6 protein-coding genes and 1 pseudogene are annotated in these 7,086 nt (G+C 64.8%); all 7 read right to left on the minus strand.

Features of this window, described 5'->3' with window-relative positions:
* Positions 1-157: 157 nt before the first annotated feature.
* On the minus strand, positions 158-922 hold the full coding sequence (locus JOZ79_RS00095) for a gamma-glutamyl-gamma-aminobutyrate hydrolase family protein (RefSeq protein ID WP_294068904.1): 765 nt from the start codon (positions 920-922) through the stop codon (positions 158-160).
* 103 nt (positions 923-1,025) lie between these two features.
* The gene (gene eda, locus JOZ79_RS00100) at positions 1,026-1,643 is read right to left on the minus strand and encodes a bifunctional 4-hydroxy-2-oxoglutarate aldolase/2-dehydro-3-deoxy-phosphogluconate aldolase (protein WP_294068905.1); all 618 of its coding nucleotides are present in this window, start codon (positions 1,641-1,643) and stop codon (positions 1,026-1,028) included.
* Entirely contained in the window at positions 1,640-3,484 is a 1,845-nt protein-coding gene (gene edd / locus JOZ79_RS00105; RefSeq protein WP_294068906.1) for a phosphogluconate dehydratase, read from the minus strand. Before edd ends, eda begins: the two co-directional genes overlap by 4 nt.
* Positions 3,481-4,146, minus strand: coding sequence for a 6-phosphogluconolactonase (locus JOZ79_RS00110; RefSeq protein ID WP_294068907.1), 666 nt, complete (start codon positions 4,144-4,146; stop codon positions 3,481-3,483). Before JOZ79_RS00110 ends, edd begins: the two co-directional genes overlap by 4 nt.
* A complete protein-coding gene (gene zwf / locus JOZ79_RS00115) occupies positions 4,139-5,578 on the minus strand; it encodes a glucose-6-phosphate dehydrogenase (protein ID WP_294068909.1) in 1,440 nt (479 codons plus the stop codon). The genes JOZ79_RS00110 and zwf overlap by 8 nt, the downstream gene beginning before the upstream one ends.
* Before the next feature lie 117 nt (positions 5,579-5,695).
* Positions 5,696-6,553 carry a PfkB family carbohydrate kinase gene (locus tag JOZ79_RS00120; protein ID WP_294068908.1) on the minus strand — a complete coding sequence of 286 codons (858 nt, stop codon included), beginning with the start codon at positions 6,551-6,553 and terminating at the stop codon, positions 5,696-5,698.
* A 159-nt stretch (positions 6,554-6,712) separates the two neighbouring features.
* Positions 6,713-7,086, minus strand: a pseudogene (locus tag JOZ79_RS00125) (SIS domain-containing protein); the annotation flags it as partial.

Here is a 7,086-nt window from a genome sequence, read left to right on the forward strand (position 1 = left end):
TTTGGCAAGCGTTTGGCATCGCCCGGGCAGTCGCGCATCACCTTCGACCGCTGAAACCCTGCGCGTGCATTAAGCTCATGCCGCCCAGGCTTCCGCCCGCCAGGTGAATGGGCGAGATCGAGGCAACGAAAGTCGGCGATGTCGTAATTACGGCGGCTCATGATGCGCTCTCCGGCAAGGAAGCCCCGGCGCCCCGCAGCGCCTGGCCGAAAATCTGGAAGATGCCTTGGCTCGCGGCGTTCCGGTCGGTCCGCCATTCGGGGTGCCATTGGACCGCAAGGATCGGCGCGCCGTTGGGCCGGGCTGAAATCGCTTCGATGACGCCATCGGGCGCCGACGCTTCGACAGTGAGTCCTTGGCCCAGCTGGCCGACCCCCTGGAAGTGAACCGAGTTCACGTACAGCCGGTCACGGTTGAAAGCCCCTGCCAAAATCCCGCCGGGGGTGAGAATCACCTCATGCTCGTGGCCAAACATCTCCTCGAGCGGCACGCCGTCGGGCGAATGGTGCCGCAGCGCCCGACCGGCTTCCCCCAGATCCCGGGCGAGCGTGCCGCCGAAGGCGACGTTCACCTCTTGGAACCCGCGGCAGATGCCGAGCATCGGCCTGGCGCGATCGATCATCGCCTCGATCAACCGCATGACCATCTCGTCGCGACCGGGATCGAACGGACCGTTGCCCTCACCGGCATCGCCATAGCGCGACGGCGCGACGTTGGAGGGGCTGCCGGTCAGGAGCAACCCATCGATCTTCGCCGCAACCGCCATGGCATTGATTAGGTCCGGACGCGCGGGGATCAGCACCGCGTCAACATCGGCGTGGCGGATCGCCGCTTCCATATAGCGCTCGATCACCAGTTGCGCCCTCTCTTTGCCATGCTGGCGACTGTCAGCGATGATGCCGATGAGCGGTCGGGAGGTCATGATAGTAGCACCGCGGGCGACTGGGAGGACCCGCTCAGCGACATCGGCTGACCATGGTCGAACCCGCGATTCTCGTAGCGGCGGACACCGGCATCGATCATCGTTACGAATGCCAGAGCGCCGCAGCGGCGTGAGCGCTGGCTGTTATGGACGGTATGTCCGGATCGCCGGGGCTAACCAGCCAGCTCCCGCCGACGCAGGCGACCGCGCGAACCGCTAACCAGTCGGGGGCGCTCGACTGGGTGATGCCCCCAGTCGGGCAAAAGCGGCATTGGTGGAAGGGCGCGGCCAGCGCCTTCAGTGCCGCGATCCCACCCGAGGCCTCGGCCGGGAAGAATTTGAAGCGGGTCAGGCCGAGGTCGAGCCCGCGCATGATATCGGCAGCGTCCGAGACGCCGGGCAGGAAAGGGATGCCGCGAGCGATCGCGGCTCGGCCGAGACCCTCGGTCAGGCCAGGGCTGACAATAAAGCGGGCGCCGGCGGCGATCGATTGATCAAGCTGGGCTCCGTTGAGGACCGTGCCGGCGCCGACCAGCGCGCCCTCGACCTCGGCCATCGCCGCGATCACGTCGAGCGCCGCCGGAGTGCGGAGCGTCACCTCCAAAGCGCGGATGCCGCCCGCGACCAGCGCCTCAGCGATCGGCCGCGCGTGCGCCACCTCGTCGACCACCAGCACCGGGATGACCGGCGCCAACGCCATGACTTCGTCGACCGTCTTCATGCCTGATAATCCCGTTCCATGGTGGCGAGCATCGCCGAGCCGCCGGCTTCGGCGTCGCTGGCGCCGTCGCGCATGAAGGCGAATAGCTCTCGCGCGGTGCCGATCCGCTGCGGCGGCAGCGGAGCGAGCGGCCGGGCTTCGAGCGCGTCAACCTCTAGCCGCACGTGGAGCATGCCGTCGTCCGCGCAGAGCCGTATGATGTCGCCGTCGCGAATCCGTGCGATCGGTCCGCCGGCCAGCGCCTCGGGCGAGACGTGGATCGCCGCCGGCACCTTGCCGCTCGCCCCCGACATCCGCCCGTCGGTGACCAACGCGACCTTGAAGCCCTCGCCTTGGAGGACGCCCAGGGCCGGGATCAATTTGTGCAGCTCGGGCATGCCGTTGGCGCGCGGGCCCTGGAAACGGACGACCACCACGACGTCCCGGTGCAGCTCGCCGGCCTTGTAGGCGGCGAGAACATCATCCTGGTCGGCGAACACCCGGGCCGGCGCCTCGATCGTCCAGCGTTCGCGGGCGACGGCGCTGGTCTTGAAGGTCGCACGGCCGAGATTGCCCTGGACCAGCCTCATGCCGCCATCGGGCAGGAAGGGCGCGGCCACCGGGCGCAGCATCGCCGCATCGCGGGGTTCGGGAACGGGCGACCAGGCAAGATCGTCGCCCGCGAGCACGGGCTCTTCGGCATAAGCGCCAAGGTCGCTCGTCCACACGGTCAACAGGTCGCGGTGGAGCAGCCCGGCCGCGAGCAGCTCGCCGATCACATAGGCCATGCCGCCGGCCGCCTGGAATTGGTTCACGTCGCCGGCGCCCGACGGATAGACGCTGGCGATCATCGGCACCGCCGCCGACAGCCGGTCGAGATCCTCCCAGTCGAAGATTATCCCCGCCGCCCGGGCGATCGCGGGCAGGTGGATCGCATGGTTGGTCGAGCCGCCGGTCGCGAGCAGGCCGACCGCGGCGTTGACGATCGCTTTCTCGTCGATGCAGCGCCCGAGCGGGCGATAACCATTGCCGTCCCAGCCGATCTCGGCGAGCCGGTGAACGGCGGCGCGGGTCAGCGCCTGGCGCAATTTGGTCCCGGGATTGACGAAGGCGGCGCCGGGCACGTGCAGCCCCATCACCTCCATCATCATCTGGTTCGAATTGGCGGTGCCGTAGAACGTGCAGGTGCCGGCGCTGTGGTAGGAGGCGCTCTCGCTGTCGAGCAGATCGGCCTCGCTCGCCTCGCCGGCGGCATAAGCCTCGCGCACCCGCACCTTTTCCTTGTTGGGCAACCCGGAAGGCATCGGGCCGCCCGGGATCAGGATCGTCGGCAGATGGCCGAAGCGGAGCGCACCGATCAGCAGCCCGGGGACGATCTTGTCGCAGATGCCGAGCAAGGCGGCCGCCTCGAACATGCCGTGACTCAAGGCCACCGCGGTCGACAAAGCGATCGTGTCGCGGCTGAACAGTGACAGCTCCATCCCTGCCTGGCCTTGCGTGACGCCGTCGCACATCGCCGGCACCCCGCCTGCGACCTGGGCGGTGACGCCGATTTCGCGGGCGAACAACTTCATCTGTTCGGGGTATCGGCCATAGGGCTGATGCGCCGAGAGCATGTCATTATAGGCGGTGACGATGCCGATATTCATCGCTCTTCCGCGCTTGATCGCCTCCTTGTCCTCGCCGGCGGCGGCGAAGCCGTGCGCGAGGTTGCCGCAGGCGAGCCGTGGGCGGTGAACGCCATGGTCGCGCTCGCGTGCGATCAGGTCGAGATAGGCGGCGCGGGTCGGCCGCGAGCGGGCGATGACCCGGTCGGTCACCGCTGCAATATCGGGGTGAATTTGGGTACGGACAGGAGTCATGATTCAGCCCAATGTATGCTGACCACCCCCCGGGCTTGGCCGAACCAAGCGCCAAGTGGGCTGTCATCTTGATTTCGTAGCGCGTGATCGATCGCCGTCTTGCTCGTGGCCCCTGCTGACAGCAGGAAGGCCCGCTGGCTTGAGACCAGCTCCGGAAGGCCCCAGCGACGACAGGAGAGCGGCAACTCGATCGCACTTGGACGACGCACGAAATCGACGAACGGGCGGGATGCATCTTCGCGGACCATCGCGCACGGCGGGAAGCAAGCGAGCTGACCGTCGGAGCCCAAGCTCAACACGACGAGATCGAGAGGCAGTTTGATGCTGGCGGCGGCATCCGGTCTACCCAAGCTGACAAATCGCGCCTGGGACCCCGACCAACCTGCGAATGCTCGACGGACGGCGCCGATGCACGAGTGATGGTGACCTTCGGGAACGCGGTGCTCCTCGGTCGTCGTGATCGTCACACGGTCCCATGCAATGGGACGTGCCGCCAAGTGTTCGAGCAGCGCTTGAGGGCAAGCGGCGCCGGGGAGGGCAACCGAAACCGTGCCGGAAAGGCTACGGTAACCGAGCCAATCCGCAGCCTCGAAAGCGACCGTCTCGGCGGCGCCAACCAGCGTCTCGTGCTCGCAGACCTCGATCAGGCAAGCATCAGTCATGCCAGCTGACCCCCTCCCGCTCTGTCATTGCGATGGCTGCCGTCGGCCCCCAGGTTCCTGCAGCGTACAGCTTTGGGCTGACGTCATGCTCGCGCCAGCCTCGGCGGATCGCGTCGATCCAGTGCCATTGCGCCTCGACCTCGTCTCGGCGCACAAACAGGGTGCTCTCCCCAGCGATCAGATCGGACAGCAATCGCTCGTACGCTATGCGCCGGCGAACATCCGCAAAGGCGTTGGTGTCGCGAACGTCGAGTTCTATTTCACGCAGCCGGATACCCTCGTGGTCGAGCCCGGGCTGCTTGGTCATGATAGCGAGACGGATATTTTCGTCCGGCTGCAGCGAGATGATCAGCCGGTTGGCGGCCAGTTCCGCACCGCGTCCAGAGAAAATCGAATGCGGCACCGTCCTGAATTGGATGACGATCTCTGAGAGGCGGGCGGGAAGGCGTTTGCCTGTGCGCAGGTAGAAAGGAACGCCCTGCCAACGCCAGTTGTCGACATGCGCCTTGAGAGCGACGAACGTCTCAGCCTCTGAGGCTCGGCCGAGTTCGTCGCTATAGCCGGTGACCGGAGTGCCGGCGATCGCGCCAGCGCCATATTGTCCGGTGACGCTCTCGGTCACGACGTCGATCGCGCGGAGCGAGCGGAGGACTTTGACCTTCTCGTCGCGGACCGCATCGGCTGCGAAATGCGCGGGCGGCTCCATTGCGACTAATGCCAGCAGCTGGAGCATGTGGTTCTGCACCATATCGCGCAGCGATCCCATGCCATCGAAGTATGAGGTTCGGCCTTCGAGCCCAACGGTCTCGGCGACCGTGATCTGCACATGATCGACGCCCTGCGCGTTCCAAAGCGGCTCGAACATGAGGTTTCCGAAGCGCAGCGCGAGCAGGTTCTGGACGGTCTCCTTGCCGAGATAATGATCGATCCGAAATGTCCGGTCCTCGGGAAAAAGGAGCGCAACCGCGTCATTGATCTTTCGGCTGGAGGCGAGGTCTTGGCCGAGTGGCTTCTCCAGCGCGAGACGTGTGTGCTCGCCGGCAAGACCGGCCTGATCGAGACCTTGGATGGTCGTCTCGAACAATGAGGGAGCGGTCGAAAGAAAGATCGCTATGCCGCCGCCGCTTCGAGGGGTGGCAGCCTGGCCGAGCCGACTGAACGTGGACGGATCCGAGGCGTCGACCGCGACATAGCTCAGCCGACCCAGAAATTGGTCGACGACTCGGGGCTCGAGCCGCCGTTCGATCGCAAGCGGCGTGATGGCCTCCCGCACCATGTTGCGGAAGGAGGCGTCCTCGACTTCATGCAGGGCGGTGCCGATGATCGCCAGATTTGCCGGCAGCAGGCTGTCGGCGTCGAGACCGAACAACGATGGCAACAGCATCCGGCGCGAGAGATCGCCCGTCGCCCCGAATAGGATTATGGTGGAAATCACGCTCAAGCGGCAGCGACGGAAACGAAACCGCCGAGTGGCCAGTGACCGCGCCAGAGGAAAACCGCACTCGTCATTCGGCTCGTGCGAGGCATGACGACGTCGATCAGATGAGGGTCAGTCGTGCCTTGCAAGGCGCCGTCCCCCTGCGGGATGGGGGTGGCCGAATGCGCCCGCCCAGCCGCAAGCCTTCGCGGCGAATTTAGCTGCTTGCGCCATTGCCTCTTCGACTGTCGCTCCGTCGATGCGCGACGCCAAAAAGGCCGCGATAAAGGAGTCGCCAGCGCCCATCGTATCGACAAGCTCCGCTTGTTCGACGCCTTGCCGTATCAGGCGCTCTCCGGTGCTGAAGACGGCGCCACGCTCTCCTTGTGTGACGCAAACCGACGGTGCGCCTATGGAGTGGACCGCCTTGATCAGACCTTCGGTGTCGTCGTCAGTTAAATCAGCCGCTGAGAGAAATGCTATCGTGATCGTCGGACAGACTGTTGCCAGATAGCCGAAGTCTCTGCCGGTCGAGAAGTCAAAGGACAGCCCTTGCGAAACTTGCCGGAGCCGCACAAGTTCAGGCTCGACATAGCTGAAGCAGGATGAGTGAACGTGGCCAAAGCGCTCTATCAGCGCGAGATCGTTCCGATCCATTCGCAGCATCAGGCGCTGACGAATACCTCCCTTGTTGGAGGTGATGAATGTGCGATCACCATCTACGATCGCCACTTCGGCCTTCCCAGTCTCGCCGTGCGCAATCCGTAGATTTTTGTCAGACAGGCCTTCGGCGAGGAGCGACGCATGTACATGCCGACCTTCCTCGTCGTCCCCAACGATCCCGATGTAGGCGCTGTTCTGCAGCCCAAATCGGCGCGCGAGGACGGCGACATTGAGCGTATTGCCGCCAGGATAGTACAGGTCTTCGTCGACATAGTGATCGACGACGTTGTCGCCCACACCGACGAGCCCAGGTTTACTATCGGCCAACGGCTTATCCTACCTTTTCCACATAGGCCTGAGCGCTGAATTCGCTCAGGGAAACGCAACCTCGAACAGCCCTCGTGCTCACCTTTAAGCTTAGACGAAGGACAAGGAGAATGGGGGTGGGCAGACGCTGGGCCATGAGCGCCTGCCCGCTTCCTGTACTCAGTATTCCATTTGCCACATATAGCGGCGGACCGTGAGCGGGTGGCCTCTGGCCGCGCCCAGCTTTTCTGCGTAGGTCCGAAGGACAGGTGCGAAGACCAGCGGCGCGAGATATTGCGCGACCGTAGACGGAAGCGCCGCAACGCCCAACTCGTTGGCGTCGAAGATAGTCATGCGCTTGCTATACTTTTGCGCAAAGGCGAGAGCGCGTTCGTCCATAGCGCGCTCCGCTCCCAAGCCGACCAGCTGAATGAAGGGAACGTCGAAATCGGTGATCTCGAACGGTCCGTGGAAATACTCACCAGCATGGATCGCCGCCGAGTCGACCCACTGCATCTCCTGCAGAATGCAAATCGCGAACGCGTAGGCGACGC

It is taken from the genome of Sphingomonas sp., assembly GCF_019242355.1.
GTDB lineage: Bacteria > Pseudomonadota > Alphaproteobacteria > Sphingomonadales > Sphingomonadaceae > Sphingomicrobium.

What these genes read in the sequence shown, in the direction of transcription:
- JOZ79_RS00110 (WP_294068907.1), bottom strand. Translation starts at nt 4,146, where the DNA reads ATGACTGATGCTTGCCTGATCGAGGTCTGCGAGCACGAGACGCTGGTT.
- edd (WP_294068906.1), bottom strand. Translation starts at nt 3,484, where the DNA reads ATGACTCCTGTCCGTACCCAAATTCACCCCGATATTGCAGCGGTGACC.
- JOZ79_RS00095 (WP_294068904.1), bottom strand. Translation starts at nt 922, where the DNA reads ATGACCTCCCGACCGCTCATCGGCATCATCGCTGACAGTCGCCAGCAT.
- eda (WP_294068905.1), bottom strand. Translation starts at nt 1,643, where the DNA reads ATGAAGACGGTCGACGAAGTCATGGCGTTGGCGCCGGTCATCCCGGTG.